The sequence below is a fragment of the Escherichia sp. HH41S genome (assembly GCF_009820115.1).
Classification (GTDB): Bacteria; Pseudomonadota; Gammaproteobacteria; order Enterobacterales; family Enterobacteriaceae; genus Escherichia; species Escherichia coli_F.
This window is the reverse complement of the sequence record NZ_VNXE01000123.1, coordinates 226,821-252,519: the sequence shown is the minus strand read 5'-3', so window position 1 is coordinate 252,519 and position 25,699 is coordinate 226,821. Positions and strand designations below refer to the sequence as shown.

Annotated in this window: 26 protein-coding genes and 1 tRNA gene; 14 read left to right on the top strand and 13 right to left on the bottom strand. The window is 51.9% G+C overall.

Annotation, left to right across the window (positions count from 1 at the left end):
* Positions 1 to 345 precede the first annotated feature (345 nt).
* The 7 genes from FQZ95_RS25275 (at position 346) to etk (ending at position 8,060) form a co-directional block, all read left to right on the top strand.
* Positions 346 to 651 carry a hypothetical protein gene (locus FQZ95_RS25275; RefSeq protein WP_032183890.1) on the top strand — a complete coding sequence of 102 codons (306 nt, stop codon included), beginning with the start codon at positions 346 to 348 and terminating at the stop codon, positions 649 to 651.
* Between the two features lie 106 nt (positions 652 to 757).
* Positions 758 to 1,402, top strand: coding sequence for a lipoprotein GfcB (gene gfcB / locus FQZ95_RS25270; RefSeq protein WP_160530922.1), 645 nt, complete (start codon positions 758 to 760; stop codon positions 1,400 to 1,402).
* Positions 1,399 to 2,145, top strand: coding sequence for a capsule biosynthesis GfcC family protein (locus tag FQZ95_RS25265; protein ID WP_160530920.1), 747 nt, complete (start codon positions 1,399 to 1,401; stop codon positions 2,143 to 2,145). The genes gfcB and FQZ95_RS25265 overlap by 4 nt, the downstream gene beginning before the upstream one ends.
* Positions 2,145 to 4,241 carry a YjbH domain-containing protein gene (locus FQZ95_RS25260; RefSeq protein WP_000742336.1) on the top strand — a complete coding sequence of 699 codons (2,097 nt, stop codon included), beginning with the start codon at positions 2,145 to 2,147 and terminating at the stop codon, positions 4,239 to 4,241. Before FQZ95_RS25265 ends, FQZ95_RS25260 begins: the two co-directional genes overlap by 1 nt.
* A gap of 45 nt (positions 4,242 to 4,286) precedes the next feature.
* Positions 4,287 to 5,426 (top strand): polysaccharide export protein, encoded by a 1,140-nt coding sequence (locus tag FQZ95_RS25255; protein WP_001295357.1) that lies wholly within the window; start codon positions 4,287 to 4,289, stop codon positions 5,424 to 5,426.
* Complete coding sequence (gene etp, locus FQZ95_RS25250) at positions 5,414 to 5,860, top strand: protein-tyrosine-phosphatase Etp (RefSeq protein ID WP_000057871.1); 447 nt, start codon at positions 5,414 to 5,416, stop codon at positions 5,858 to 5,860. The genes FQZ95_RS25255 and etp overlap by 13 nt, the downstream gene beginning before the upstream one ends.
* Before the next feature lie 19 nt (positions 5,861 to 5,879).
* Positions 5,880 to 8,060, top strand: coding sequence for a tyrosine-protein kinase (etk, locus tag FQZ95_RS25245; protein ID WP_000208674.1), 2,181 nt, complete (start codon positions 5,880 to 5,882; stop codon positions 8,058 to 8,060).
* A gap of 120 nt (positions 8,061 to 8,180) precedes the next feature.
* On the opposite strand, the gene appA is transcribed toward etk, so the two are convergent.
* The 10 genes from appA to hyaA all read right to left on the bottom strand — a co-directional run bounded on the left by appA (position 8,181) and on the right by hyaA (position 17,957).
* Positions 8,181 to 9,479, bottom strand: a complete 1,299-nt coding sequence (appA, locus tag FQZ95_RS25240; RefSeq protein WP_088541699.1) for a bifunctional acid phosphatase/4-phytase — start codon at positions 9,477 to 9,479, stop codon at positions 8,181 to 8,183.
* 79 nt (positions 9,480 to 9,558) lie between these two features.
* A complete protein-coding gene (gene cbdX, locus FQZ95_RS25235) occupies positions 9,559 to 9,651 on the bottom strand; it encodes a cytochrome bd-II oxidase subunit CbdX (protein ID WP_000270305.1) in 93 nt (30 codons plus the stop codon).
* A 12-nt stretch (positions 9,652 to 9,663) separates the two neighbouring features.
* Positions 9,664 to 10,800 (bottom strand): cytochrome d ubiquinol oxidase subunit II, encoded by a 1,137-nt coding sequence (appB, locus tag FQZ95_RS25230; RefSeq protein ID WP_088541661.1) that lies wholly within the window; start codon positions 10,798 to 10,800, stop codon positions 9,664 to 9,666.
* A gap of 11 nt (positions 10,801 to 10,811) precedes the next feature.
* Positions 10,812 to 12,356 (bottom strand): cytochrome bd-II oxidase subunit 1, encoded by a 1,545-nt coding sequence (gene appC, locus FQZ95_RS25225; RefSeq protein WP_088541660.1) that lies wholly within the window; start codon positions 12,354 to 12,356, stop codon positions 10,812 to 10,814.
* A 133-nt stretch (positions 12,357 to 12,489) separates the two neighbouring features.
* Positions 12,490 to 13,347, bottom strand: coding sequence for a hydrogenase expression/formation protein (locus tag FQZ95_RS25220; protein WP_000004882.1), 858 nt, complete (start codon positions 13,345 to 13,347; stop codon positions 12,490 to 12,492).
* A complete protein-coding gene (hyaE, locus tag FQZ95_RS25215; protein ID WP_000063962.1) occupies positions 13,344 to 13,742 on the bottom strand; it encodes a hydrogenase-1 operon protein HyaE in 399 nt (132 codons plus the stop codon). Before hyaE ends, FQZ95_RS25220 begins: the two co-directional genes overlap by 4 nt.
* Positions 13,739 to 14,326 carry a hydrogenase 1 maturation protease gene (gene hyaD, locus FQZ95_RS25210; protein ID WP_000003634.1) on the bottom strand — a complete coding sequence of 196 codons (588 nt, stop codon included), beginning with the start codon at positions 14,324 to 14,326 and terminating at the stop codon, positions 13,739 to 13,741. Before hyaD ends, hyaE begins: the two co-directional genes overlap by 4 nt.
* Complete coding sequence (gene hyaC, locus FQZ95_RS25205; protein WP_001186424.1) at positions 14,323 to 15,030, bottom strand: Ni/Fe-hydrogenase b-type cytochrome subunit; 708 nt, start codon at positions 15,028 to 15,030, stop codon at positions 14,323 to 14,325. Before hyaC ends, hyaD begins: the two co-directional genes overlap by 4 nt.
* Before the next feature lie 18 nt (positions 15,031 to 15,048).
* On the bottom strand, positions 15,049 to 16,842 hold the full coding sequence (gene hyaB / locus FQZ95_RS25200) for a Ni/Fe-hydrogenase large subunit (protein ID WP_000107384.1): 1,794 nt from the start codon (positions 16,840 to 16,842) through the stop codon (positions 15,049 to 15,051).
* A complete protein-coding gene (gene hyaA / locus FQZ95_RS25195; protein ID WP_001353311.1) occupies positions 16,839 to 17,957 on the bottom strand; it encodes a hydrogenase 1 small subunit in 1,119 nt (372 codons plus the stop codon). The genes hyaB and hyaA overlap by 4 nt, the downstream gene beginning before the upstream one ends.
* A 425-nt stretch (positions 17,958 to 18,382) precedes the next feature.
* Here hyaA and FQZ95_RS25190 point away from each other — a divergent pair.
* The 3 genes from FQZ95_RS25190 (at position 18,383) to tusE (ending at position 19,756) form a co-directional block, all read left to right on the top strand.
* Positions 18,383 to 18,470 (top strand) — tRNA-Ser (locus FQZ95_RS25190).
* A gap of 206 nt (positions 18,471 to 18,676) precedes the next feature.
* Positions 18,677 to 19,336 (top strand): FtsH protease modulator YccA, encoded by a 660-nt coding sequence (yccA, locus tag FQZ95_RS25185; protein ID WP_000375136.1) that lies wholly within the window; start codon positions 18,677 to 18,679, stop codon positions 19,334 to 19,336.
* A gap of 90 nt (positions 19,337 to 19,426) precedes the next feature.
* Positions 19,427 to 19,756, top strand: coding sequence for a sulfurtransferase TusE (gene tusE, locus FQZ95_RS25180; protein WP_000904443.1), 330 nt, complete (start codon positions 19,427 to 19,429; stop codon positions 19,754 to 19,756).
* Here tusE and yccX read toward each other — a convergent pair.
* Complete coding sequence (yccX, locus tag FQZ95_RS25175; protein ID WP_000048228.1) at positions 19,753 to 20,031, bottom strand: acylphosphatase; 279 nt, start codon at positions 20,029 to 20,031, stop codon at positions 19,753 to 19,755. The genes tusE and yccX overlap by 4 nt on opposite strands.
* A 94-nt stretch (positions 20,032 to 20,125) precedes the next feature.
* Here yccX and rlmI point away from each other — a divergent pair, with 94 nt between their 5' ends.
* Entirely contained in the window at positions 20,126 to 21,316 is a 1,191-nt protein-coding gene (rlmI, locus tag FQZ95_RS25170; protein WP_039020488.1) for a 23S rRNA (cytosine(1962)-C(5))-methyltransferase RlmI, read from the top strand.
* Positions 21,317 to 21,373: 57 nt separating this feature from the next.
* Positions 21,374 to 21,691: a heat shock protein HspQ gene (gene hspQ, locus FQZ95_RS25165; RefSeq protein ID WP_001295356.1), complete on the top strand. Its 318-nt coding sequence runs from the start codon at positions 21,374 to 21,376 to the stop codon at positions 21,689 to 21,691.
* A gap of 44 nt (positions 21,692 to 21,735) precedes the next feature.
* Here hspQ and FQZ95_RS25160 read toward each other — a convergent pair whose 3' ends face one another.
* On the bottom strand, positions 21,736 to 22,149 hold the full coding sequence (locus FQZ95_RS25160; protein ID WP_000665218.1) for a CoA-binding protein: 414 nt from the start codon (positions 22,147 to 22,149) through the stop codon (positions 21,736 to 21,738).
* A gap of 172 nt (positions 22,150 to 22,321) precedes the next feature.
* On the opposite strand from FQZ95_RS25160, the gene FQZ95_RS25155 reads away from it, so the two are divergent.
* A complete protein-coding gene (locus tag FQZ95_RS25155; protein ID WP_000847791.1) occupies positions 22,322 to 22,984 on the top strand; it encodes a DUF2057 family protein in 663 nt (220 codons plus the stop codon).
* Between the two features lie 95 nt (positions 22,985 to 23,079).
* Entirely contained in the window at positions 23,080 to 23,538 is a 459-nt protein-coding gene (mgsA, locus tag FQZ95_RS25150; protein WP_000424181.1) for a methylglyoxal synthase, read from the top strand.
* A 31-nt stretch (positions 23,539 to 23,569) separates the two neighbouring features.
* Here the strand turns inward: mgsA and helD are convergent, their stop codons facing one another.
* Positions 23,570 to 25,624, bottom strand: coding sequence for a DNA helicase IV (gene helD / locus FQZ95_RS25145; RefSeq protein WP_088541659.1), 2,055 nt, complete (start codon positions 25,622 to 25,624; stop codon positions 23,570 to 23,572).
* Between the last annotated feature and the right edge of the window lie 75 nt (positions 25,625 to 25,699).

The window sequence follows — 25,699 nt, the reverse complement described above, 5'->3', positions numbered from 1 at the left end:
AAATCCATTTAGCCGAATATCTCTGCACCTAATAGTTATAAATGCTACTTAACAGTCAATCATAGTACCGCTTGAAACTATATCACCAACAATAGTTAATAGCTTTCTTAACAATTTTCTTATCTTTAATTTGTATTTTTCTAAGATTTATCTTATGCTCACAAGTCGTATTTCCAGAGGGAAATCGTTAACAATCTTATATTTCTCTCTGCGCGCCTTTCCCACTCGCGGTATATAGTACCGACGGTATGCGGAAAGGGAGATTTCACAAGGATGTTATACTCAAAGTAGACAATCCTGATCTCAAGCGTACGTATTGTCCATGCGATGAATAAAGGAAAAGTTATGAAACACAAGCTTTCTGCAATCCTTATGGCCTTCATGTTGACGACGCCAGCTGCGTTTGCTGCACCAGAAGTAGCAAACGGGACCGAGGCAACGACGGGTACTACTGGCACCACAACGACCACTACTGGTGCCACTACGACTGCTGCTACCACCGGTGGCGTAGCTGCTGGCGCTGTCGGCACGGCGACGGTTGTCGGTGTGGCAACGGCTGTTGGTGTGGCGACTTTGGCAGTAGTTGCAGCAAATGACAATGGCGATGGCGGTTCTCATAACACCTCGACCACCACGTCCACTACGCGCTAATACTGCTTTAACGCGTCAAAATTAAAGTTAAATGATACCCGGTTGCGATATTCGTACCGGGCTTTAGAGATTTGCATTTTTTTAATTAACCTTTCAAGGATTAAAGGTGCGCCCTCTTATTTTATCGATTTTCGCACTATTTCTTACGGGATGTACACACAGCCAGCAAAGTATGGTCGATACATTTCGCGCCAGCCTTTTCGATAATCAGGATATCACCGTAGCGGATCAGCAGATCCAGGCGTTGCCTTATTCCACGATGTATTTACGCCTTAATGAAGGGCAACGAATCTTTGTGGTACTGGGATATATAGAACAAGAACAAAGCAAATGGTTATCCCAGGATAACGCCATGCTGGTTACCCACAATGGACGTCTTTTAAAAACCGTCAAACTTAATAATAATCTGCTGGAAGTGACAAATTCCGGGCAGGACCCTCTGCGTAACGCGCTGGCAATAAAAGACGGCAGCCGCTGGACGCGCGATATTCTCTGGAGTGAAGACAATCATTTTCGCTCTGCGACCCTGAGTTCCACTTTTTCCTTTGCTGGATTAGAGACGCTGAATATTGCGGGTCGCGATGTGCTGTGTAATGTCTGGCAGGAAGAGGTGACTTCCACGCTGCCAGAAAAACAGTGGCAAAACACATTCTGGGTCGATTCGGCTACTGGCCAGGTTCGTCAAAGTCGGCAAATGTTAGGCGCAGGGGTTATTCCCGTAGAAATGACGTTTCTTAAACCCGCACCATGAATAAATTACAGTCGTATTTCATTGCCAGCGTACTTTACGTAATGACACCCCATGCCTTTGCGCAAGGAACGGTGACTATTTATCTGCCTGGCGAACAACAGCCCCTTTCCGTTGGCCCCGTGGAAAATATTGTCCAGTTGGTGACACAACCGCAACTGCGCGATCGCCTCTGGTGGCCTGGTGCCTTGCTGACCGACTCTGCGGCGAAAGCTAAAGCGCTTAAAGACTACCAACATGTCTTGGCACAGCTTGCTTCCTGGGAAGCAGAAGCTGACGACGATGTGGTGGCAACGATTAAATCCGTGCGCCAGCAGTTACTCAATCTCAATATCACTGGTCGCTTACCGGTCAAACTGGACCCTGATTTTGTACGAGTGGATGAGAACAGCAATCCCCCGCTGGTCGGGGACTATACGCTCTATACCGTACAGCGTCCGGTGACTATTACTCTGCTGGGTGCGGTTTCTGGGGCTGGGCAATTGCCCTGGCAGGCAGGCCGTAGCGTTACCGATTATCTGCAAGATCACCCCCGCCTTGCAGGCGCGGACAAGAATAACGTTATGGTGATTACGCCTGAGGGTGAGACTGTCGTCGCCCCTGTTGCCCTGTGGAATAAAAGACATGTGGAACCACCGCCTGGCAGCCAGCTTTGGTTGGGCTTTTCTGCGCATGTACTGCCCGAAAAATATGCTGATTTAAATGACCAGATTGTGTCTGTTTTAACGCAACGTGTTCCTGACTGATGAAGAAGAACTCTTATCTTTTAAGCTGCCTGGCCATTGCCGTCTCCAGTGCCTGTCATGCTGAAGTATTAACCTACCCGGATCCGCTGGGGTCGTCGCAATCAGACTTTGGCGGCACAGGATTGTTGCAGATGCCAAATGCGCGCATCGCACCGGAAGGTGAATTCAGCGTCAACTACCGGGATAACGATCAATACCGTTTCTACTCCACGTCCGTGGCGCTGTTCCCATGGCTGGAAGGCACCATTCGTTATACGGATGTGCGCACACGCAAATATAGCCAGTGGGAAGATTTCAGCGGCGATCAGTCATACAAAGACAAATCTTTCGATTTTAAACTTCGCCTGTGGGAAGAAGGTTACTGGCTACCGCAAGTGGCGTTTGGTAAACGTGATATTGCTGGTACGGGTCTGTTTGACGGTGAATATTTGGTGGCCAGCAAGCAAGCGGGGCCATTTGATTTCACCCTCGGGATGGCATGGGGCTACGCCGGTAATGCGGGCAATATTACCAACCCGTTTTGCCGGGTGAGCGATAAATATTGTCATCGTGCAGAGTCTCACGATGCGGGCGATATCAGCTTTAGCGATATCTTTCGTGGCCCGGCTTCCATCTTTGGCGGCATTGAGTATCAAACGCCGTGGAATCCCCTGCGTCTGAAACTCGAATACGACGGCAACAATTACCAGAATGATTTCGCTGGCAAACTGCCTCAGGCAAGCCATTTCAACGTCGGCGCAGTTTATCGCGCTGCCAGCTGGGCAGATCTCAACCTGAGTTATGAACGCGGTAACACGTTGATGTTTGGCTTCACGTTACGGACCAATTTCAACGATCTGCGCCCTGCCCTGCGCGATACGCCAAAACCGGCATATCAACCTGCGCCGGAATCTGAAGGATTGCAGTACACCACAGTAGCGAACCAACTTACCGCGCTGAAGTACAACGCAGGTTTTGAAGCACCGGAAATTCAGCTGCGCGATAAGACGCTGTATATGTCTGGTCAACAATACAAATACCGTGATTCTCGCGAAGCGGTCGATCGTGCCAACCGGATTCTGGTGAATAACCTGCCGCAAGGCGTTGAGAAGATTAGCGTGACGCAAAAGCGCGAGCATATGGCGATGGTGACGACCGAAACCGACGTAGCCAGCCTGCGCAAACAGCTCGCCGGTACCGCGCCTGGTAAAGCAGAGCCACTGCAACAACAACGTGTTGAAGCTGAAGATCTTTCTGCCTTTGGTCGGGGCTACCGTATTCGTGAAGATCGCTTTAGCTACTCTTTCAACCCAACACTTTCACAGTCACTGGGCGGCCCGGAAGATTTCTATATGTTCCAGTTGGGGCTGATGTCCAGCGCCCGCTACTGGTTTACCGATCACCTGCTGCTTGATGGCGGTATTTTCACCAATATTTACAACAACTACGACAAGTTTAAGTCTTCGCTGTTACCCGCGGACTCTACCCTCCCCCGCGTGCGCACGCATATCCGTGACTACGTTCGCAATGACGTTTATCTCAACAACTTGCAGGCGAACTATTTTGCCGACTTAGGCAACGGTTTCTATGGCCAGGTGTACGGCGGTTATCTGGAAACGATGTATGCCGGTGTTGGTTCCGAGCTGCTTTATCGCCCGCTCGATGCCAGCTGGGCGCTGGGGGTGGACGTTAACTACGTGAAGCAGCGTGACTGGGACAACATGATGCGCTTCACCGATTATTCCACGCCAACAGGTTTCGTGACGGCTTACTGGAACCCGCCGACGCTCAATGGCGTACTGATGAAACTTAGCGTTGGGCAATATCTGGCAAAAGATAAAGGCGCAACGATCGACGTCGCCAAACGCTTTGACAGCGGCGTGGCAGTAGGAGTATGGGCGGCAATCAGTAACGTATCTAAAGATGACTACGGCGAAGGCGGCTTTAGTAAAGGGTTTTATATCTCGATTCCGTTCGACTTGATGACCATTGGACCTAACCGCAACCGCGCGGTGGTTTCGTGGACACCATTGACGCGTGACGGTGGACAAATGCTGTCACGTAAATACCAGCTCTATCCAATGACGGCAGAGCGAGAAGTACCGGTTGGACAATAACCTGACGTAATTCATAACATTACATTGACTGATAAATATAAACCAATGAAAAAGAACATTTTTAAGTTTTCGGTACTGACATTGGCTGTTCTGTCTTTGACAGCATGTACCCTTGTTCCTGGTCAGAATTTATCGACCAGTAACAAGGATGTCATTGAACTACCTGACAATCAGTATGACCTGGACAAAATGGTCAATATCTATCCCGTCACGCCAGGATTGATTGATCAGCTGCGCGCCAAACCGATTATGTCGCAGGCTAACCCGGAGCTGGAGCAGCAAATCGCGAACTATGAGTATCGTATCGGCATTGGTGATGTGTTGATGGTGACGGTCTGGGATCACCCGGAACTAACCACACCCGCAGGGCAATATCGTAGCGCCAGTGATACTGGCAACTGGGTTAACGCTGATGGTGCAATTTTCTACCCTTATATTGGTCGCCTGAAAGTGGCCGGGAAAACGCTTACCCAAGTACGCAACGAGATTACAGCGCGTCTGGACTCAGTCATTGAAAGTCCGCAAGTCGATGTCAGCGTCGCGGCGTTCCGATCGCAAAAAGCGTACGTCACCGGCGAAGTCAGCAAATCGGGTCAGCAGCCGATTACCAATATTCCTCTGACCATCATGGATGCGATTAACGCCGCGGGCGGTCTGACCGCAGATGCAGACTGGCGCAACGTGGTGCTCACCCAGAATGGCGTAAAGACCAAAGTGAACCTCTATGCGCTGATGCAGCGTGGCGACTTGCGCCAGAACAAACTGCTGCACCCGGGCGATATTTTATTTATTCCGCGCAACGATGATCTGAAAGTCTTCGTGATGGGTGAAGTGGGTAAACAGAGCACGTTGAAAATGGACCGCAGCGGTATGACCCTGGCGGAAGCACTGGGTAACGCTGAGGGTATGAATCAGGATGTCGCTGATGCGACGGGGATTTTTGTTATTCGTGCAACGCAAAACAAGCAGAATGGCAAAATCGCCAATATTTATCAGCTGAATGCGAAGGACGCATCGGCAATGATACTCGGAACGGAATTCCAGCTTGAACCTTACGACATTGTTTATGTCACTACCGCGCCGCTGGCTCGTTGGAACCGTGTGATTTCTCTGCTGGTACCGACGATTTCCGGGGTGCATGACCTGACAGAGACTTCACGGTGGATTCAAACATGGCCCAACTAAAATTTAACTCAATCCTGGTGGTTTGTACCGGCAACATTTGCCGTTCGCCCATTGGCGAGCGCTTGCTGCGTAAACGTCTGCCAGGCGTAAAAGTCAAATCGGCAGGTGTTCATGGTCTGGTAAAGCACCCTGCAGATGCAACAGCGGCAGATGTTGCCGCTAATCATGGCGTATCTCTTGAAGGACATGCCGGACGTAAGCTTACTGCTGAGATGGCACGAAATTACGATCTGATTCTGGCAATGGAGTCGGAACATATTGCTCAGGTTACGGCAATCGCTCCCGAGGTCCGCGGGAAGACAATGCTGTTTGGGCAATGGCTGGAACAGAAAGAGATCCCGGATCCCTATCGTAAAAGTCAGGACGCATTTGAGCATGTCTACGGTATGTTGGAGCGCGCCAGTCAGGAATGGGCGAAGCGCCTCAGCCGGTAATTTGAGTTTATAAAATACGATGACAACTAAAAATATGAATACGCCACCAGGCAGCACTCAGGAAAATGAGATCGATCTGCTTCGTCTGGTCGGCGAGTTATGGGATCACCGTAAGTTTATTATCAGCGTAACCGCGTTGTTCACGCTGATCGCTGTCGCTTACTCGCTGTTAAGCACGCCAATTTATCAGGCAGATACGCTGGTCCAGGTTGAGCAGAAACAGGGCAACGCCATTCTCAGCGGCCTGAGCGATATGATCCCTAACTCATCGCCCGAGTCAGCACCGGAGATCCAACTGCTGCAATCGCGCATGATTCTCGGTAAAACCATTGCTGAACTGAATCTGCGCGACATGGTTGAGCAGAAGTATTTTCCGATTGTGGGTCGCGGCTGGGCGAGATTAACCAAAGAGAAACCAGGTGAGCTGGCGATCAGCTGGATGCATATTCCACAACTGAATGGTCAGGATCAGCAACTTACACTCACAGTTGGGGAAAACGGCCACTATACGCTGGAAGGTGAAGGGTTCACCGTCAATGGTATGGTCGGCCAGCGTCTGGAAAAAGACGGCGTTGCGCTGACTATCGCGGACATTAAGGCCAAACCAGGAACGCAGTTTGTCCTGAGCCAGCGTACCGAACTGGAAGCGATTAACGCGTTGCAGGAAACCTTTACCGTTAGCGAACGCAGTAAAGAAAGCGGGATGCTGGAACTTACCATGACCGGTGATGATCCCCAGTTGATTACCCGTATTCTGAACAGCATCGCTAACAACTATTTGCAACAGAATATCGCTCGCCAGGCGGCGCAGGATTCACAAAGCCTTGAATTCTTACAGCGCCAGTTGCCAGAAGTGCGCAGCGAGCTGGACCAGGCGGAAGAAAAACTCAACGTTTATCGCCAGCAGCGCGATTCGGTTGACCTTAACCTGGAAGCCAAAGCCGTTCTTGAGCAGATTGTTAACGTTGATAATCAACTCAATGAGCTGACCTTCCGCGAGGCCGAGATCTCCCAGCTGTATAAGAAAGATCACCCAACTTATCGTGCGCTGCTGGAAAAACGCCAGACGCTGGAGCAAGAACGCAAACGCCTGAATAAGCGGGTATCGGCAATGCCTTCCACTCAACAGGAAGTATTGCGTTTAAGCCGTGACGTAGAAGCGGGCCGTGCGGTATATCTGCAATTACTTAACCGCCAGCAGGAGTTGAGTATTTCGAAATCCAGTGCGATTGGTAACGTGCGGATTATCGACCCGGCAGTCACTCAGCCGCAGCCAGTGAAACCGAAAAAAGCGTTGAATGTGGTGCTTGGTTTTATTCTTGGCCTGTTTATTTCGGTGGGTGCCGTGCTGGCGCGTGCGATGTTGCGTCGTGGTGTAGAAGCACCGGAACAACTGGAAGAGCACGGCATCAGCGTTTATGCCACTATCCCGATGTCCGAGTGGCTGGATAAGCGTACCCGTCTGCGTAAGAAAAATTTATTTTCTAATCAGCAGCGCCATCGTACTAAAAATATCCCCTTCCTGGCGGTGGATAACCCGGCGGATTCTGCTGTGGAAGCCGTACGTGCGCTACGAACCAGTCTGCACTTCGCTATGATGGAGACAGAGAATAACATTCTGATGATCACCGGTGCGACGCCAGACAGTGGTAAAACGTTCGTCAGTTCAACTCTGGCGGCGGTGATCGCCCAGTCCGATCAAAAAGTGTTATTTATTGATGCCGACTTACGTCGTGGTTATTCGCATAACCTGTTTACCGTGAGTAATGAACATGGCTTGTCGGAATATCTGGCAGGGAAAGATGAGCTCAACAAAGTGATCCAGCATTTTGGCAAAGGAGGCTTTGATGTGATTACTCGCGGTCAGGTGCCACCTAACCCGTCTGAACTGCTGATGCGCGATCGGATGCGTCAATTACTGGAATGGGCGAACGACCATTACGATCTGGTGATTGTCGATACGCCGCCGATGCTGGCGGTGAGCGATGCTGCGGTCGTGGGGCGCTCTGTCGGCACCAGCCTGCTGGTTGCGCGTTTTGGCTTGAACACCGCCAAAGAGGTGAGCTTGTCAATGCAGCGTCTGGAGCAGGCTGGCGTTAATATTAAAGGCGCAATCCTCAATGGTGTGATTAAACGCGCCAGCACCGCTTACAGTTATGGCTATAACTATTACGGTTATAGTTACTCCGAGAAAGAGTAAAACTGAAGGTAAGGTGGCCGGATGCGGCGTGAACGCCTTTTCCGGCCTACGCATCAGACAGTTCTTCGTTTGTCATCAGCTTCAGAGCATTCAGGTAACTGAATGCTCTTTTTTTATGCATTACAAACTGCACGCAGGTATGCGTGCTTCATTCACGATTTGCGTAAAACCGGCCAACGAACACATGCCCTGCACGTTTCGCTCTTCACATCCTGCCAGGGTCAGTTTCACCTCTCCGGGCGGCGTATTTAATGATAGCGGCGTTTTATCACGCATCTGCTGTAAAGTCTGGAAGACCAGCGAAACCTGAATCCAATGGCTGTTATCACTTAGCCTACGCCAGCGTTCAAACACCAGTTCACCCCCTGGCGGTGTGTTATCCGGCTGACCGGGAAGCGTCCAGTTGAGCTCCAGTGCGCCGCCGAGATTTGCCAGATTAGTATCGTGTCCGGCGATAAACAGCACTGAAGTGGGTAATGTCACACCATACACCTGCTTTTGCTGAGGATGTGGCGTCAACGCCGTCGTGATCAAATCTAATAACGGGGTGGCGCGACTGCGGGCAACCTCTGGCGTGCGTTGTAGCAAATAAAACTGCGCGTTATGCAGGCTTAGCAAGGTGTTCCACTGGTGTGAATCGGTGATCCTTCCCCACCCCGGCTCCGGCATTCCCTGTGCTTGTTGCAGGAGAAATATCTCCGTCAGCATTGACGCCAGGCTTACCGCACCGGTTAATGAGACATTGTCGGCGCTCACCTTGAGTTCCGATGGTAATACCTGCGTTAATGAACAGCTTTCGTCCTGTTTCTCACGGTTAAGGCACAAGTTTGATTGTGGGAAATTAAGCACCTGTTCCAGTTCGCGAAACGCCGTTTGCCGATGCCCGGTAAAGTCAGCAATTGACCCTCCTGCCCTGCTGAGGATCGCGTCAGTCACGTTCGCGTTATCCAGTTGGCAAATGCCAGTTTTTAGAGGATTAAATAACGGATCGGGACTGGACGTATCTGCCTGGGTATGTACGGTTATTGCGCAGTCAGGTGCCAGCCCGGCGGCGAAGGCTTCGCCTGTTTTACGGGTACGCTCGTCGACATCAGCAATAATCGCGACCTGACCAGGCTGCGGGCAGCCCTTTTTCGCCAGCAATCCGTCAGCCACCAGACGCTGGCGTTGGTAATGCCCGAGATAAGCGATTAGCTCACCACCGCGCGGTGTCAGCCACCCCAGTTTTACCGGCCATGTTGGCCATGCGTCTGGGGTGACATCCTGCATCAGTTGCGTGGCCTTGGTTGGGGCACGCACACCATGACGACTGACAATCACCACACTTTCCAGCTTCAGCTCCGGCTCACTCTGAGCGAATGCAGATTGCGGGGTGAACGGAATCAGAAGAGATAAGAATGGGATCAAGATCGCTTTCATCGATATGTTTCCGCTTTTCATATCCGACATTATTGATTGCCTGATGCGACGCTAATGTGCCTCATCAGGCTTACATTCGTTAACTTTTCAGACGCGGGTCCAGCCATACCAACACAAGGGTGGAGAGCGAACACATCAACAAAATGCCGACGAACCAAAGTAAATACCACATTGTTCCTGCTCCTTAGTACAGCTCGTTTTCGTTACGGCGGAGAGTTTCTGTCGTCATGCGCCCCCACATTTTGTAGTAGCTCCAGAAAGTGTAGAGCAACACAATGGGCAAAAATATCAGCACGATTACCAACATAATGCTCAGCGTCAGCTGGCTGGAAGTGCTGTCCCACAACGTCAGGCTGGAGATCGGACTTACGCTCGAAGGCATGACAAAAGGGAACAGCGTGATGCCTGCCGTGAAAATCACGCCAAATTGCATCAATGATGCCATCAAAAATCCCCAACCCGGGCGACCACGATAAATCGCCATCACCGTCAGCAATGGGCAGAAGAACCCCAGCAGCGGGAAGATCCACAAAACGGGCGATTCGACGAAATTATTCATCCAGGCACCAGGTAGCACTGCCACCAGTTTCATTAACGGATTGGAAGGACCGTTAGCATCCTGGGCGAGCAGTACAAAGCCATCAATACCGACCCACAGCCAGTAACCCGCCAGCAAAAAGCACAGCATCACCAGCAGTGCGGCGCGTTTGGTCGCCAGCTGTGAACGCAGATGAATCACACCAACAGTTTTTAGTTGTAACCAGACGCCACCTTGCAAAATCACCATCCCAAGGCTGAGCAATCCGCACAATAAAGGGAATGGCGTCAGCAGTTGCCAAAAACTGCCGAGATATTCCACGCGTAATTGCGGTGTGAAGGCAAACGGCACGCCGAGCAGCAAGTTGCCGAAGGCAATACCGAAGACTACCGGCGGCACCAGACTGCCGATGACCAGTCCGGCATCCCACATTTTACGCCAGCGTGCATCGGCGATTTTTCCGCGATAATCAAAGGCCAGCGGGCGGAAGAACAACGAGCACAGCACCAGAATCATCGCCACATAAAAGCCGGAAAACGCCGCTGCATACACTCTGGGCCAGGCGGCAAATAATGCCCCACCTGCGAGGATTAACCAGACCTGATTGCCTTCCCAGTGCGCGCCAACGCTGTTTATCACTATCCGGCGTTCATCATCATTACGCGCCACCAGCGGCAGCAAACAGCCAATCCCCATGTCAAATCCATCGGAGATCATAAAGACCACCAGGATCACGCCAATCAGCAGCCACCAGATGAAGCGCAATGTTTCATAATCAAACATGATTTTCTCCTTTACCCCTGTTGCTGCGTCGGTTGTTCACTCTGCATCGCGCTCGGCCCCAGACGGGCATATTTCTGCATCAGGTAGACTTCGGCGATTAAGAACAGGGTGTAAAGCCCTACGATCATGATCAGTGAGAAAGCCAGTTGTCCTGTGGTTAAGGCGGAGTGCGCGGAGTATGTCGGTAAGATGTCCTGTATCGCCCACGGCTGACGACCAAACTCGGTCATAAACCACCCGGCTTCAATCGCAATCCACGGCAGCGGCAAACTCCAGAGCGCCATTTTCAGTACCCAGCGATGCTGGTCGATTTTGCCACGCAGCGTCTGGAAAAGCGCAATCAGCATCACCAGTAGCAGCAGAGAACCACAGCCCACCATGATGCGGAAACTCCAGAATACCGGCGCAACCTGAGGTATCGCGCCACGCATCGCCGCCTGGTACTGTGCAGCTGTGACATGGTTCATATCCGGCGCATAGCGGGAGAGCAACATGCCGTAACCAAGGTCGCCTTCCAGCTCCCGGAATGCCTGCAACACATGCGGCTCACGATTGCCTTGCGATATTTCCTGCATTAACAGCCAGGCCATACGTCCGCGTTGCAAGCGTGGGTAGGTTTCAGCCATCAAATTCTTCAGACCCGGCACGGGTTTATCTAATGAGTGAGTGGCGAGGATCCCTAGCAGCGCAGGAATTTTGATGGCAAAGGCGTTACGCTCTTGATCCTGTTCCGGCCAGGCAACTACATGGAACGGTGCAGGTGCAGGTTCCGTTTGCCACTCCCCTTCCATTGCCGCCAGTTTTACCGGTTGTACTTGCGCGACTTCATACGCAGAACTGTCTCCGAGTTGCAGCGTACCGATAATCGCCAGAGTACCGAAGACGGAACCGATGGCAAACGAGCGTAATGCAACATCGCGCTCCCGTCCGCGCAGTAAATACCAGGCGCTGATCGCCATAATAAACATGGCCCCGGTCACGTAGCCCGCCATTACGGTGTGCACAAATTTCACCTGGCTGACCGGGTTAAAGACCAGCTCGCTGAAGCTGGTCATTTCCATACGAAGGGTGTCGATATCAAAATGCGCACCGGTCGGATATTGCATCCAACCGTTGGCATTCAATATCCACAACGCAGAGAGATTTGAACCGAACGCCACCAGCCACGTTACCAGCAGGTGCTGGTATTTATTCAGCCGTTGCCAGCCGAAGAAGAACAGCCCGACAAAGGTGGATTCGAGGAAGAAGGCCATTAATGCTTCCATCGCCAGCGGTGCGCCAAAAATATCGCCCACATAGTTGGAATAGAATGACCAGTTAGTACCAAACTGAAACTCCATGGTCAGGCCGGTAGCCACGCCAAGAGCAAAGTTGATACCGAAGAGCTTACCCCAGAAGCGCGTCATATCGCGGTAGATTGTTTTGCCGGTGACCACGTAAATGGTTTCCATGATAGCCAGCAAAAAAATCAGCCCCAGGGTAAGGGGTACAAATAAAAAGTGATACAGCGCGGTCAGAGCAAACTGCCAGCGCGATAAATCAATGACATCCCACATGCGCACTCCTGTAGGCGAAGAGAGAAAAATAACCCGTTAATGGTAGATCTCCCTCTTTATCCTGAAACTCTACGACCAGAGGTATTCGCCGATTGCGATATTCATAAGCCTGAAAGCGATACTTACCGTCTTTTTACGTCGGTGCACCTTCCGCCAGCCACTGACATACCTCACTAAGCCGCTGCGCAGAGTCGACCAAATCTTCTGGCGCTGCCAGCACCACTTCCGGTATTGGGCAGATTTCATAACTCTCAAGTAACGGGCCTTTTAAGGTGTCCGTACAACGTAAATGCCAGACATGCCGCAGGCCGGTCGCGTTGATATAGCTCTCGCCGTAGCCAATGGTGCGAATCTGAATATTTCCCGGCCCACAGAGACGTGAGAGAAAAAGCCGATCAGCCTCGCTGATAGGTAATTGCGTCAGATTAATGCTGTGCGGCTGCGCGTCAGGATTACGTACATGGGCTAGTAATTCATGAGCCAACGGTAGGCCATTCATCAGGCCATCAATGGGCGGCGGTAACAGCGAATCTGTCGGCAAGACGTTTTGCGTTGCCGCCTGCCACAATGCCAGCGGCGCGCAGCCAGCCTCCAGTTTGTCCTCCAGCAACTGTTCACCGCGACGTCTGCGAACCCGCCATAATCCGCAGAAGATCGCCTCCTGAATTTCACTTTCACTACCATCAGCCTGCTGAATGCGCACTGACACTTCCCCTTCCCCGAGAAGCGTATTGATAAAGTGACGATCGTCGGCGTTGAGATTGAACAGATCGACTGCCAGCACCTCGCCCAGCGGCGGCTGGCGCTCGCTTAGTTGATGTTGCAACTCGTTTAACAGCGCAATCACCTGCGGGCTATGCACACACTGTTCCAGGGCAGCCATGCTCGGTTCATCATTCACCTGACAGGTAATCGGCAGTGGATTCATGCTAAAACTATCATCATCAGGCTGCGTTCCGGGCCCCAGTAGATGGAAAAAAGTTTCGCTCATGAGGCACGCTCCTGTTGCGGTTCAATAAGCCCGCGCATCAGGTTTATCAGTTCCGCCCACGGGTGAATACCATTCAGCACGCCGCGATAGCTACCACCGGTAAAAACCAGTGTGGCGGGAAAACGAAATACGCCAAAACGATCACCGATGGCTTCGCTTTGCTCAAGGTCGGCAATCGCTACCTGCCATGTATAATCAGGAAACTCGCGCAGTAATTCGCCAATCATTACCGGATTATCGCTGACCTCTGGCGTGCGTTTCGGGTCACTGCTTAATAACACCACACCGTCTGGCGCTTGCGTAAGCCAGTCGTCAAGACGGGATTCACTGATCGGCGTCCAGCCGCGCGCCAGCATACGTTGCCACAACGCATCAAATGGCGTGTCGTTGCTCATTCCTGCTCCTCCAGCGTCATCCGGTACTGGCGCAAGCGAACGCCTTCGTAGTTTTCCATCGACAGACAGTCATAATTGAGACAGCGCGATTCATTAGCCGGTTGCGGCTCAATTCCCCACGCAGCCAGTTGCGCCAGCGCCCCCTGTTCCGCGGCGGGCAGTTGCTCCCGAGCCAGTTCGCTCAGGCTACCGCCGTAGTCGTCGAGCATCGCGGGTTGCAGGCCGACGAGGGCAATATGTGCTGGCAGATTTCCGCGGATATCTGCCAGCGCCAGTACTTCGGAGAAACTGTTCTGGTGCAGGCTCATTTTCTTCGCGCTGAGATAGGCCGGAATGCGTTCTCCGGCATACGTTCGTAGCGTTCCGGGTTCCAGCCCGTAATCAATGGCGTCGAGAATCAGCAAGTGGCTGGCGCTTTCGACATACCCCAGCAAGTTCAGTCCCTGAGTGCCGCCATCAACAATCTCGACTTCATCGGGCCAGTGGTAATGAGCATACAGGCGTTCCGCCACCCGCACGCCGAAGCCTTCATCGGCCCACAGCAGATTGCCCAGCCCCATTACCACCACGCGTTGCTCGCTCATGAACGCTCCTTGTTACTTATTTTGCCAAATTTGTGGCTACGGTAGCCGTTGACCATGGTGGAGATCACTGTGTCGTCGGACATGATGTCTTCACGCAGCGCCATGTAGACATGACCGATAACAAACGCGCCAATCAGCCACATCCCCAGCCGATGCCAGCTGTGAATGTCCATTGAGTTGCCGCCCGTCCAGTAGAAAAACTCCACCACATAACGGAACGGCGCGAAAATAGCGTACTGGCTGTGTTCGCTGTACAACGCAAAACCGGTGATGATCATAAAGACGGACATCAGGAAATAGCCGAACATTGCCGCCTGAGCGATGGGGTTATGGCCTATATCGGCACTCGGACGTTTTGCCAGAAACAGATACCAGCGGATTTCATACCACACGCCCTGCCACCAGCTTTTACGCCATACCGGCACGATAAACAGCTCGCGTGAGTAGCGATTGCCGACAAAAGCCCAGTAGATCCGCATCAGCAAGACCACGGTAAAAACCATCCCGGCGCTGAAGTGAATTAACCTGATGTAGCCCATATAAAACAGATACGTCGCCTCACCGCTGACCGAAGGCAGCGGCTTGCCGATAAAGTAACCGGTGACCATCAACACCGCCATGCATAACACCGTCAGCCAGTGCCATATCCGCACGGGTGCTTCAAAGACATAGTGACTGACAACGTTGTCGCTTTTCTGTTGCATGATGATTCTCCTTCGCTGTTAACGCACCTGCACGGAGATCAGCTCGCTACCGTCGTCGCCCAGCACGTGTGTTGAACAGGCGAGGCACGGGTCAAAGCTGTGCAGAGTACGCAGGATCTCCAGCGGTTGCTCGGGGATCGCCATTTTGGTGTTCATCAGCGCGGCTTCATAAGCGCCAATTTGCCCTTTGGGGTCGCGCGGGCTGGCGTTCCAGGTGGTCGGCACCACACACTGGTAGAGATCAATCTTGCCGTCACGAATGGCAGCCCAGTGGCCTAACGCCCCGCGCGGCGCTTCGGTAAAACCGACACCACGGCACTCTGTCGGCCAGGTTGCAGGTTCCCATTTTTCAGTGGAGGCGGTGGCAAGATTGCCGTTTTTCAGGTTGGTCATCAGCTTGTCGAAGAAATACTGCAACTTACCTGCGGCCCACTGCGCTTCGTGCGCGCGACACAAAATGCGGCCTAACGTTGACTGGATGCCGGAAAGCGGCAGGTTCAACGCCGACATCATGCGATCGACCGACTCAACAGTCGCAGCATCGCCTTTGTGATAAGCGATCAATGTGCGTGCCAGCGGCCCCACTTCCATCGCGTTACCGCGCCAGCGTGGCGCTTTGATCCACGAGTAGCGTTCCTGTTCATTCAGCTGCTGAATGTTGGTATCGCTGCCTTTGACATCGCCGGGGTTGTACCACGGGTCGGTAATACCATCGAACGGATGACGCCCGACCTGATCGTTGGGATAACGATACCAGGCGTGATCGACAAACTCCTGCACCTGCTGCGGATCAACCAAATCCACTGGCAGCACATTGTTGAAGTCGCCGTTAATCACCGCGCCGCCAGGCATTAGCAGACTTTTCTCGCCAAAGTCGTTGGCAATATCCGGGAACGCCCCGTAACTGAGGACACATTTATCAGAAAGACCAGTGCCGATTTCGCTCCACGGTTTGTTGAACTGACCGATGGCTAAAGCGTCGGGGATCATCACGTTATTAATGAAATCCGCCGTGCGGGTAATGATCGACTGCACCAGATTCAGGCGCTCCATATTGACCGCCCCGACCGCGCCACTTTCGTCAATGTTGATAGCGCACGGCATCCCGCCAACAATCCAGTTTGGATGTGGGTTTTTACCACCAAAGACCGCGTGGATTTTGACAATTTCACGCTGGAAATCGAGAGCTTCGAGATAGTGAGCAAAGCCCATCAGGTTGGCTTCTGGCGGCAGTTTATACTGCGGATGCCCCCAGTAACCGTTACGGAAGATCCCCAACTGCCCGCCTTCAACGAATTTCTTCAGGCGGTTTTGTACGTCGAAGAAATAGCCAGGGGATGATTTCGGCCATGAGGAGAGGCTTTGCGCCAGTTCGGAGGTTTTCCGCGGGTCGGCTTTCAGCGCATCTAACACATCAATCCAGTCCATCCCGGCAAGCTGATAGAAGTGCACCAGATGATCGTGGCACCACAGCGTTGCCAACATAATATTGCGGATGATATTGGCGTTGTCCGGCACTTTAATACCGATGGCATCTTCGATGGCGTAAACCGAAGCCAGGGCGTGTACGCCAGTACAGACGCCGCAGATACGTTCAACGAACGCCCACGCATCGCGTGGATCGCGGCCTTGCAGGATGATCTCCAGCCCGCGAAACATGGTGCCGCAAGAAACGGCATTGGTGATCACATTTTGATCGTTAATATTCACTTCGCAGCGCATGTGGCCTTCAATGCGCGTAATCGGGTCGACCACCAGGCGGCGTCCGGCATTGTTGATGGTGTATCCCTGAGTTTCGTACTGAGTGCTCATGCCTGTTTATCCTCATTGCCTGGCTGTTGTTCGGTTTCTGTAGGTTGCTGGTTATGACGTCTGCGCTGATCAACGGCGCTGGCGACCGCATGTACACCAACAGCCGCAGCCACCACGCCAAGCGCGGTTAAGCCGACGGTATCAGCGGTGGAATGGGTACCCATTTGTGGAATATCGACTACGCGACTGTAGAACGAACCGCGATCCCAGAAACCATTTTCCGCACAGCCCAGGCAGCCGTGACCAGACTGGATTGGGAAAGAAACGCCATCATTCCAGCGTGTGGAGGAACAGGCGTTATAGGTGGTAGGCCCTTTGCAGCCCATTTTGTACAGGCAGTAACCTTTGCGGGCAGCGTCATCATCCCAACTCTGGACGAACTCTCCGGCGTCAAAGTGAGCGCGGCGATAACATTTATCGTGAATACGCTGACCATAGAACATCAATGGACGGCCCATTCTGTCGACATCCGGCAGACGATCAAACGTCACCATGTAAGTAATGATGGCGCTCATCACATCCGGGATCGGCGGGCAGCCCGGCACTTTAATGATCGGTTTGTCGGTGATCACTTTGTCGATTGGTGTGGCCTGCGTTGGATTGGGCCGCGCGGCCTGCACGCATCCCCAGGAAGCACAGGTTCCCCAGGCGATAATCGCACTGGCTCCGGCGGCGGCGCGTTTGAGTTTTTCAATAAACGGTCGACCACTGCTGATACAGAACATCCCCTGCTCACCCAGCGGTGGATTACCTTCTACTGCGAGGATATATTTGCCATTGTATTGCGTGATGATGTCTTCAAAGACTTCTTCCGCCTGGGTACCGGCAGCAGCCATCAAGGTATCGTCGTAATCGAGGGAAATAAGAGAAAGAATGACGTCCTTCGCCAGTGGGTGAGCGGAGCGGATAAAAGATTCGGTACAGCAGGTGCATTCAAGACCGTGGATCCACACCACAGGAATGCGCGGTTTGTTCTCCAGCGCCCAGGCAATCTTCGGAGCCATTCCCGCGCCTAATCCCAGCGAGGTGGCAGCCAGACTGCAATATTTGAGAAAGCTGCGCCGGGTAACGCCCTGACGCCGCATGGCCTGGTAAAATGTTTCCTCGTTATTCATATCGCACGTCTCTTCTCCTTGCGACACCGGCAGGACACCGGGCGCTTATGGTCGGCAAGCGACGTCCCTGTAGCAAGGCAAACCATCGCTTCACGTGAGATGCTGAAAACGAAAGCTCATCCTTCTGCACTGGCGCACGTCGCCAGATAGTATTGTTAATAAAGCGTAGTGAAACTTTTGCACAAAACAATACAAACCATATGGTTTTATCTTTTAGCGATAAAAATGGACCTATTTTTCTTTTGCAGGGCATTGGGGACGTTTAGCCAGTTGCTAAACGAGTAAAAGAGAAGGAATTCATGGTGATGAAATGATCAATCTGCTGTTATTTCACGCTATCAATGCACTTTTGGCTGTTTTTCAGGCAAACAAACAAATTAGGGGTTTACACGCCGCATCGGGATGTTTATAGTGCGCGTCATTCCGGAAGTGTGGCCGAGCGGTTGAAGGCACCGGTCTTGAAAACCGGCGACCCGAAAGGGTTCCAGAGTTCGAATCTCTGCGCTTCCGCCAAATAAGATAAGGGGTTAGCTAAATGCTAACCCCTTTTTCTTTTGCCTGTCGAAATTCTCAGGGCGTTATATTTGCTTAATGACCTGATAATCCGCTGTTAAACCTGTTCCAGATCAAATGCGTAAAGATGGGTAAAACTTCTGGGTGCCCTTACGCATTATCATTATGCTGCTTAATTAATTACATCTGTCATAGAGAGTGACTCAATGGATCGTATTGTTAGTTCTTCACATGACCGTACATCGCTGCTTAGCACCCATAAGGTGCTGCGTAATACCTATTTTCTGCTGAGCCTGACGCTGGCCTTTTCGGCGATTACCGCAACTGCCAGTACGGTGCTGATGCTGCCATCTCCGGGTCTGATTCTGACGCTGGTGGGTATGTATGGTTTGATGTTCCTGACCTATAAAACGGCGAATAAGCCGACCGGAATTATCTCCGCATTCGCCTTTACCGGTTTTCTGGGTTATATCCTCGGACCAATTCTGAATACCTATCTGTCTGCCGGAATGGGTGACGTAATCGCTATGGCACTGGGCGGAACGGCGTTAGTGTTCTTCTGCTGCTCTGCGTATGTGCTGACCACCCGCAAAGATATGTCGTTCCTTGGCGGTATGCTGATGGCGGGTATTGTGGTGGTGCTGATTGGTATGGTTGCTAATATCTTCCTGCAGCTGCCTGCCCTGCATCTGGCGATCAGCGCGGTCTTCATTCTGATCTCCTCTGGCGCTATCTTGTTTGAAACCAGCAACATCATTCATGGCGGTGAAACGAACTATATTCGTGCCACGGTTAGCCTGTATGTTTCGCTGTACAACATCTTCGTCAGCCTGCTGAGCATTCTGGGCTTCGCCAGCCGCGATTAATCTCACCCGCTAACACTTTCATAGCCTCGCTTTATGCGGGGCTTTGTTTTTTGTTACACTGCCGCCAGTCTGATTAAGGTAGTAATAATTATGCTGATCTTCGAAGGTAAAGAGATAGAAACGGATACCGAAGGCTATCTCAAAGAAAGCAGCCAGTGGAGTGAGCCGCTGGCAGTGGTGATTGCAGAGAACGAAGGGATTACGCTGTCACCAGAACACTGGGAAGTGGTGCGTTTTGTGCGTGATTTCTATCTGGAATTCAATACTTCTCCGGCGATTCGTATGCTGGTAAAAGCGATGGCGAATAAATTTGGCGAAGAAAAAGGTAACAGCCGCTATTTATACCGACTGTTTCCGAAAGGTCCGGCTAAGCAAGCCACCAAAATTGCTGGCCTGCCAAAACCGGTAAAATGTATCTAACGAATACGAAAATCGGTTAATTCCCCCGAGGGATGATGCGGCTCGCTGAGCACCCGTTCCACACGTGCAGAACGCGGGCCGCCACTCTTTAACCACTGCATTAATTTTTCCACCTGCCCTTCTTCACCGCAGGCAACCACTTCCACGCTGCCATCGTCAAGATTTTTGGCGTAGCCGCTTAACCCGAGTTTTTTCGCTTCGTACTGCGTGGTATAGCGAAATCCTACGCCCTGAACTCGCCCGTAAACCCAGGCAATTATGCAGACTTTCGACATTGCTGCTCTCCTTATCCTTAATGGACGCGTTGCAAATCCATGGAAAACTCCGGACAATGACGCCCATTTCTTTGCATCGACAGAAAAGTAAATTATGAGTGTACGTTTAGTGTTAGCCAAAGGGCGCGAAAAATCATTACTTCGTCGCCATCCGTGGGTCTTTTCCGGGGCCGTTGCCCGCATGGAAGGTAAAGCCAGCCTCGGTGAAACCATCGATATTGTTGATCATCAGGGAAAATGGTTAGCACGCGGCGCTTATTCGCCAGCTTCGCAAATCCGGGCGCGCGTCTGGACGTTTGACCCCTCTGAATCCATTGACATTGCTTTTTTTACCCGCCGTTTGCAACAAGCACAAAAATGGCGTGACTGGCTGGCGCAAAAAGATGGCCTCGACAGCTATCGTTTAATCGCCGGAGAATCTGATGGCCTGCCGGGTATTACTATCGATCGTTTCGGTAATTTTCTGGTACTGCAACTGCTAAGCGCAGGCGCGGAATACCAGCGTGCGGCATTAATTAGCGCCCTGCAAACGCTCTACCCGGAATGTGCAATTTACGATCGCAGCGACGTTGCGGTACGTAAAAAAGAAGGGATGGAACTGACCCAGGGCCCCGTTACCGGAGAGCTACCGCCTGCCCTGCTGCCGATTGAAGAACACGGCATGAAGCTGCTGGTGGACATTCAGCACGGGCACAAAACGGGTTACTACCTGGACCAGCGTGATAGCCGCCTGGCTACCCGCCGCTACGTTGAAAATAAACGCGTACTGAACTGTTTTTCCTATACCGGTGGTTTCGCCGTATCGGCATTGATGGGCGGTTGCAGCCAGGTGGTCAGCGTTGATACCTCCCAGGAAGCGCTGGATATTGCACGGCAGAATGTTGAGCTGAACAAACTGGATCTGAGCAAGGCTGAGTTTGTCCGTGATGATGTCTTTAAATTGCTGCGTACTTATCGCGATCGCGGTGAAAAATTTGACGTTATCGTGATGGACCCGCCGAAGTTTGTTGAGAATAAAAGCCAGTTGATGGGCGCGTGTCGTGGCTATAAAGACATCAACATGCTGGCGATTCAGTTGCTGAATGAAGGCGGGGTTCTCCTGACTTTCTCCTGTTCCGGTCTGATGACCAGCGATTTATTTCAGAAAATCATCGCGGATGCCGCAATTGATGCCGGTCGTGATGTACAATTTATAGAGCAGTTCCGTCAGGCAGCCGATCATCCGGTGATCGCTACCTACCCGGAAGGGCTATATCTGAAAGGGTTTGCCTGTCGCGTCATGTAACTTGAAATGTGGAATTTTACCCTTATATCAAAGGTAAAGATTTCCCGGGAGGTGACTATGATTGCCAGCAAATTCGGTATCGGCCAGCAGGTCCGCCATTCCCTGTTAGGTTATCTCGGAGTGGTCGTGGATATCGACCCGGTTTATTCGCTCTCTGAACCGTCGCCTGATGAGCTGGCGGTGAATGACGAGCTTCGCGCCGCTCCGTGGTATCACGTGGTGATGGAGGACGATAACGGCCTACCGGTTCATACCTACCTGGCTGAAGCCCAGCTAAGTAGCGAATTGCAGGATGAACATCCTGAACAGCCATCCATGGATGAGCTGGCGCAGACCATCCGCAAACAACTTCAGGCCCCGCGTCTGCGTAACTAATCCCTGAACAAATCCCCGGAAGGTTTTGGCCTTCCGGGGATTTTTTATTTGGCCAGGCCCAGGCGAGGGATCTCAATAGCCGGGCAGCGATCCATCACCACATTTAACCCGGCATCCCGTGCCAGTACTGCCGCTTGCTCATTAATCACCCCCAGTTGCATCCAGAGGGTTTTCGCGCCAATGGCGATCGCTTCCTGCGCCACGCCCCACGCCGCTTCTGAATTACGGAAAACATCGACCATATCGACTTTTTCCGGAACTTCTGCCAGCGTGCCATACCCCTGCTGGCCCAGCAGCGTTTTGCCGGCAACTTTTGGTGAAACCGGAATGACGTGATACCCCTGGTCGAGTAGATATTTCATCACGCGATAGCTGGGACGATCGGGTTTGTCGCTTGCCCCCACCAGCGCAATGGTGTGAGTGGACGTTAAAATGCCTGCAATATCGGTTTCTTTCATTATTTCCTCCAGACTGTTTAACAAAGTGTACGACAAAGCCGACATGCCAACCATGCAGCTAATACGAATGAATGAGAGCAAAAGCGGGAATTATGTCTATATGTTAGTAAGTATGATTAAAGAAAAATTTTGACACATTATTATTCGGGCGGTCTTTTGACAGGAGCTACCTATGAAAACCGGCATCGTGACCACCTTGATTGCATTATGTTTGCCGGTATCCGTTTTTGCCACCACGCTGCGGCTTTCAACCGATGTCGATCTTCTGGTACTCGACGGCAAGAAGGTTTCCAGCTCTCTGCTGCGCGGTGCGGACAGCATTGAACTGGATAATGGACCACATCAGTTAGTGTTTCGCGTTGAGAAGACGATTCATCTTTCCAATAGTGAAGAACGGCTGTATATCTCCCCACCACTAGTGGTCAGTTTTAATACCCAGCTCATCAACCAGGTCAATTTTCGCCTGCCTCGCCTGGAGAATGAGCGGGAAGCTAACCATTTTGATGCCGCGCCGCGCCTTGAATTGTTGGATGGCGATGCGACGCCGATTCCGGTAAAGCTGGATATTCTCGCCATTACCTCAACGGCAAAAACGATTGATTATGAGGTCGAGGTTGAACGTTATAACAAATCCGCGAAACGCGCTTCACTACCGCAATTTGCCACGATGATGGCAGATGACAGTACGCTGCTTTCGGGTGTTTCCGAGCTGGATGCTATTCCACCGCAATCTCAGGTGCTCACAGAACAACGGCTGAAGTATTGGTTTAAACTGGCTGACCCACAAACGCGAAATACTTTTCTGCAATGGGCGGAAAAACAACCATCTTCCTGAGATTTTTGTGCCTGTGCGCAGGCTTTTTCGGTCTTTCTCTTGCAGCGATAAGTGCTTACAGTAATCTGTAGGAAAGTTAACTACGGATGTACATTATGGAACTGACGACACGTACTTTACCTGCGCGGAAACATATTGCGCTGGTGGCACACGATCACTGCAAACAAATGCTGATGAGCTGGGTGGAACGGCATCAACCGTTACTGGAACAACACGTACTGTATGCAACAGGCACTACCGGTAACTTAATTTCCCGCGCGACCGGCATGAACGTCAACGCGATGTTGAGTGGCCCAATGGGGGGGGACCAGCAGGTTGGCGCATTGATCTCAGAAGGTAAAATTGATGTATTGATTTTCTTCTGGGACCCACTAAATGCCGTGCCGCACGATCCTGACGTGAAAGCCTTGCTGCGTCTGGCGACGGTATGGAACATTCCGGTTGCCACCAACGTGGCAACGGCAGACTTCATTATCCAGTCACCGCATTTCAACGACGCGGTCGATATTCTGATCCCCGATTATCAGCGTTATCTCGCGGACCGTCTGAAGTAATATTACACAGGTGGCAAACGCCACCTGTTTCCTACGGTTTTCTCGCCACCGGCACATCCAGATTTTTCAGTATTTCGACAAAGGGAGAGGGATTCTCTTTGTTAAACAATGCCCATACCCGATGGCGTGCCCGGGTCAGCGCCACGTACATTAACCGCCGTTCTTCAGCGTCCGGAAAATCCTCAACCGGGGGTAGTAGCGCCTCTTCCATAATCGACTCCCGCGCCGCAGCCGGAAAACCATCACTCCCCTCCTGCAAGCCAACGATGATGACGTAATCCGCCTGTTGCCCTTTGCTGGCATGAATGGTCATAAAATCGATTTGCAACTTCGGCCAGCGTGTTGCCGCTTTTTCCAGGCTGGCAGGCCTCATGTGATGGTAACGCGCCAGGATCAGAATGCGCTCTTCCGGTTTGGCATAACCAGAGAGCTTATCCAGCAAAGCATCAAGTTGACTCTCATCCAATAACGTGACGGCTTTTTTGTCTCCATTGGTTAAGCTGTTTAGCGGCTTTTTCAGCTGGCCAGGGTTCTGCTGAATAAAACGGTTTGCCACCTCACCGATACGACTGTTAAAACGGTAAGTCGTGTCTAAATCACAGCGATCGCCTTCACCAAAGTTTTCATGGAAAGCGGTGGTGAGCGACATTTGCGCACCGCTGAAACGGTAAATCGCCTGCCAGTCATCACCAACAGCGAACAACGTCGTTTGACTGTTTTGCTTGCGCAATGCCGCTAACAACGCTGCACGCTGCGGCGAGATATCCTGAAATTCATCAACCAGAATATGCTTCCACGGGCTGATAAAGCGACCTTTCTCCAGAATCACAATCGCCTGGTGAATAAGGCCGGAAAAATCGACAGCGTTTTCTGCCTTCAGCGCACCTTTCCAGGCTTTTAATAACGGGGCCATCAACTTGATACGTTTACTGAACAGATCGCGAATCTCTTCGGGCGCACTGGCAATCATTTCTGCCTGTACACCACCGTGCATCCGCATCAGACTTACCCAGCGATCGAGGCGTGAGGCAAGGCGACGCTGTAATTTTTCATCATCCCAGAAGTTGCCTTCTGGCACTGACCACTGCATTTCTTCCATCAGCCATTGCCGCCAGCCCTTCGCCTGCGCTTTCTTTTCGCTGCATTGCTTGCGCCACTCAGCAATAAAAAGTTCATGACGGGCAGCGGTATCATTTTCTAGTTTGCTGACTGTCGGAACTTTTTTGCTGCCCTGCTGAATAATATGCAGCGCCAGCGCATGAAATGTGCGTGCGGTAATGTCTTCGGTATGTAGCCGTTCTCGGATACGCTCGTCCATCTCTTCAGCGGCTTTGCGACCAAAAGCCAGCAATAAAATTTGCTCAGGGGACGCTTCACCACGCGCCAGCAACCAGCCTGCACGGGCCACCAGCACCGACGTTTTTCCGCTTCCTGCACCTGCCAGCACTAACAGAGAATGCTCGCCATTAACGACTGCCCGGGCCTGCGCCGGATTCAGCGGTGAAGATTCGACCTGGCGGAAAAAATCTGCATACTCGGTAAGCATGGCTTCTGTATACGCCTGATTATGCTGCAACCGTGCGCCTTCAATATCTTTCAACCAGGCCTGACATTTACGCCACGCCTCACGGCAGTTATCGAATTCTTCCAGTCGGTTAACCGGCAACGGCAACGCCGACAAAGCCTGGCGGATTTGTTGCTGCACGCCAGAGGTTTGCTCACGCGTCAGCCATTTATTTTCTCCGGTGCGCGTGGCAATCAAATCCAGTTGCTGCTGTAAAACACCTGCCGCAATTTCGCTCATCTCCGCACTCCACCGCCGCCAGTGAGCATCAAGATGATGGTAAAAACGCTGCGTCTCGCCCCATTCGGTGCCGTGCAGACGCACCACTTTTTCGTCCGGCAGTACAAATTCCAGCTCGCCCCATACCAGACCGCGCTTACAGTGAATTGCCAGTAATTGATTGAAAGGAATAAGGTATTCGTGGCGATCGCCGGAGACTTTAATCCCGGCATTGAGGATCACCGCCCGATCGTAAGGGTGCTGTGCCAGACGTTTTCCAAGCGTTGTCGCTTTCAGTTCCATGACTCTGTAGATCCACACGAAATGATTTCTTATCAGTGTAACCGTCAGAGAAAACGTGCTCCAGCCCAAAAAAAC

Coding starts and splice junctions, on each gene's coding strand:
- hspQ (WP_001295356.1), top strand. CDS start 21,374: ATGATTGCCAGCAAATTCGGTATCGGCCAGCAGGTCCGCCATTCCCTG.
- appB (WP_088541661.1), bottom strand. CDS start 10,800: ATGTTTGATTATGAAACATTGCGCTTCATCTGGTGGCTGCTGATTGGC.
- tusE (WP_000904443.1), top strand. CDS start 19,427: ATGCTGATCTTCGAAGGTAAAGAGATAGAAACGGATACCGAAGGCTAT.
- FQZ95_RS25275 (WP_032183890.1), top strand. CDS start 346: ATGAAACACAAGCTTTCTGCAATCCTTATGGCCTTCATGTTGACGACG.
- helD (WP_088541659.1), bottom strand. CDS start 25,624: ATGGAACTGAAAGCGACAACGCTTGGAAAACGTCTGGCACAGCACCCT.
- appC (WP_088541660.1), bottom strand. CDS start 12,356: ATGTGGGATGTCATTGATTTATCGCGCTGGCAGTTTGCTCTGACCGCG.
- cbdX (WP_000270305.1), bottom strand. CDS start 9,651: ATGTGGTATTTACTTTGGTTCGTCGGCATTTTGTTGATGTGTTCGCTC.
- etk (WP_000208674.1), top strand. CDS start 5,880: ATGACAACTAAAAATATGAATACGCCACCAGGCAGCACTCAGGAAAAT.
- yccX (WP_000048228.1), bottom strand. CDS start 20,031: ATGTCGAAAGTCTGCATAATTGCCTGGGTTTACGGGCGAGTTCAGGGC.
- yccA (WP_000375136.1), top strand. CDS start 18,677: ATGGATCGTATTGTTAGTTCTTCACATGACCGTACATCGCTGCTTAGC.
- FQZ95_RS25220 (WP_000004882.1), bottom strand. CDS start 13,347: ATGAGCGAAACTTTTTTCCATCTACTGGGGCCCGGAACGCAGCCTGAT.
- FQZ95_RS25155 (WP_000847791.1), top strand. CDS start 22,322: ATGAAAACCGGCATCGTGACCACCTTGATTGCATTATGTTTGCCGGTA.
- hyaE (WP_000063962.1), bottom strand. CDS start 13,742: ATGAGCAACGACACGCCATTTGATGCGTTGTGGCAACGTATGCTGGCG.
- hyaC (WP_001186424.1), bottom strand. CDS start 15,030: ATGCAACAGAAAAGCGACAACGTTGTCAGTCACTATGTCTTTGAAGCA.
- rlmI (WP_039020488.1), top strand. CDS start 20,126: ATGAGTGTACGTTTAGTGTTAGCCAAAGGGCGCGAAAAATCATTACTT.
- hyaB (WP_000107384.1), bottom strand. CDS start 16,842: ATGAGCACTCAGTACGAAACTCAGGGATACACCATCAACAATGCCGGA.
- FQZ95_RS25160 (WP_000665218.1), bottom strand. CDS start 22,149: ATGAAAGAAACCGATATTGCAGGCATTTTAACGTCCACTCACACCATT.
- hyaD (WP_000003634.1), bottom strand. CDS start 14,326: ATGAGCGAGCAACGCGTGGTGGTAATGGGGCTGGGCAATCTGCTGTGG.
- etp (WP_000057871.1), top strand. CDS start 5,414: ATGGCCCAACTAAAATTTAACTCAATCCTGGTGGTTTGTACCGGCAAC.
- mgsA (WP_000424181.1), top strand. CDS start 23,080: ATGGAACTGACGACACGTACTTTACCTGCGCGGAAACATATTGCGCTG.
- FQZ95_RS25255 (WP_001295357.1), top strand. CDS start 4,287: ATGAAAAAGAACATTTTTAAGTTTTCGGTACTGACATTGGCTGTTCTG.
- FQZ95_RS25260 (WP_000742336.1), top strand. CDS start 2,145: ATGAAGAAGAACTCTTATCTTTTAAGCTGCCTGGCCATTGCCGTCTCC.
- FQZ95_RS25265 (WP_160530920.1), top strand. CDS start 1,399: ATGAATAAATTACAGTCGTATTTCATTGCCAGCGTACTTTACGTAATG.
- hyaA (WP_001353311.1), bottom strand. CDS start 17,957: ATGAATAACGAGGAAACATTTTACCAGGCCATGCGGCGTCAGGGCGTT.
- appA (WP_088541699.1), bottom strand. CDS start 9,479: ATGAAAGCGATCTTGATCCCATTCTTATCTCTTCTGATTCCGTTCACC.